Origin of the sequence: Kitasatospora sp. NPDC057512 (assembly GCF_042802135.1) — a bacterium.
GTDB lineage: Bacteria > Actinomycetota > Actinomycetes > Streptomycetales > Streptomycetaceae > Kitasatospora.
The window spans coordinates 1-1,165 of record NZ_JBHVET010001271.1; the positions used below are offsets into that span (position 1 = coordinate 1).

The 1,165-nt window shown below is 79.3% G+C and carries 1 protein-coding gene and 1 pseudogene; one reads left to right on the plus strand and one right to left on the minus strand.

Annotation, left to right across the window (positions count from 1 at the left end; translation table 11 throughout):
- Positions 1-33: 33 nt before the first annotated feature.
- The gene (locus ACFU6K_RS39415) at positions 34-405 is read right to left on the minus strand and encodes a hypothetical protein (protein ID WP_380671546.1); all 372 of its coding nucleotides are present in this window, start codon (positions 403-405) and stop codon (positions 34-36) included.
- 284 nt (positions 406-689) lie between these two features.
- On the opposite strand from ACFU6K_RS39415, the pseudogene ACFU6K_RS39420 reads away from it, so the two are divergent.
- Positions 690-1,165, plus strand: a pseudogene (locus ACFU6K_RS39420) (hypothetical protein); the annotation flags it as partial.

Genomic DNA, 1,165 nt, shown 5'->3' on the forward strand with positions numbered 1-1,165 from the left:
GCCCCCCGCCGCGCACCGTACCGGGCGGCGCTGTCAGCCCTCGGCGAGTGCCCCGAGCAGCTCCCGCACCCCGTCCTCGCCCCGGTGCTCGATCAGCACCGCGACCCAGCCCGCCAACAGCTGTCGCTCCGCCGCCGACCACCCCGGGGCCGACGGGTGCTCGTCCACCACCAGCGCCGTCGCGACGCCCAACAGCCCCGTCTCCGGCCCCGGCCGCTCCTCCGGCGCCGCACGCAGCGCCAGCCGCCGGGCGACCGCGATCACCTCCTCCGCCTCCGCCTCGGGCACCGCCAGCCCGGCCGGCCCGGCCGCGCTCGGCGCCCCGGCCCGCACCAGGGCCGCGACGAACTCCCGCGCCTCCGGCCCGTCCGCGGCCATGCCGCAACCCTCCCCCGTCCCGTTCACGGGACTCACGCTCCTTCCGACTCGGTGGCACTCGGCGGGCGCCGGGTGCCACCCGATGACGGTACCGATCGGTAGCCGGTCGGGCGGAGGGTTTTCTCGTTACGGCCCTCCCGATGCGACAGAGGGGCGCGCCGTGCGCCCTGTTCCGCTCAACGGGCCCTCCACCACCAGCGGTTCAGCTGAACCGGAGGGTCGCCTTCAGCCGTACTCCCGGCTGTACGGGCCGACCGTACGGCCGGACCGTACGTACCCGTCCGGCGCACCAGGGACCGGGAGGTCGTCCGATGGCTTACTCCGACGGCACCGCGGGCGTGGGCGGCACCGCCCCGGCCGCGCTCGACCACTCGCCGGCCGTCCGGCCCGGACCCGTCGCCCTGCTGCCCCCGCTGCCCCCGCGCCCGCTCGACCCGCTCGGCACCGTCCTGATCCCGCCTGCCGAACGGCGGCCGTCCACCCGGGAGTCGACCGTCGGCCCCTCCTCGGCGGCACCGCTCCCGCTCCTGCCGCCGCCCCCGCCCGTCCCCGCACCGCTGCCCGTACCGCTGCCCGCAGCGCCCGTACCGCGCCCCGACGCCGACCGCCCGCGCACCCTGCGGCTCGCCCTCCCCGGCGGCGGGGAGGCACGGCGGCGGCGCCTGCTCGACCGCGTCCGGGTGCCGCTGCGCACCCGCCACCGGATCGCCGTCCTGGGCGGCCCCGCCGAGGGGGCCGCCGCCGTCCTCGGCGCCCTGCTCGCGGAGCACCGGGCCCACCCGGTGCT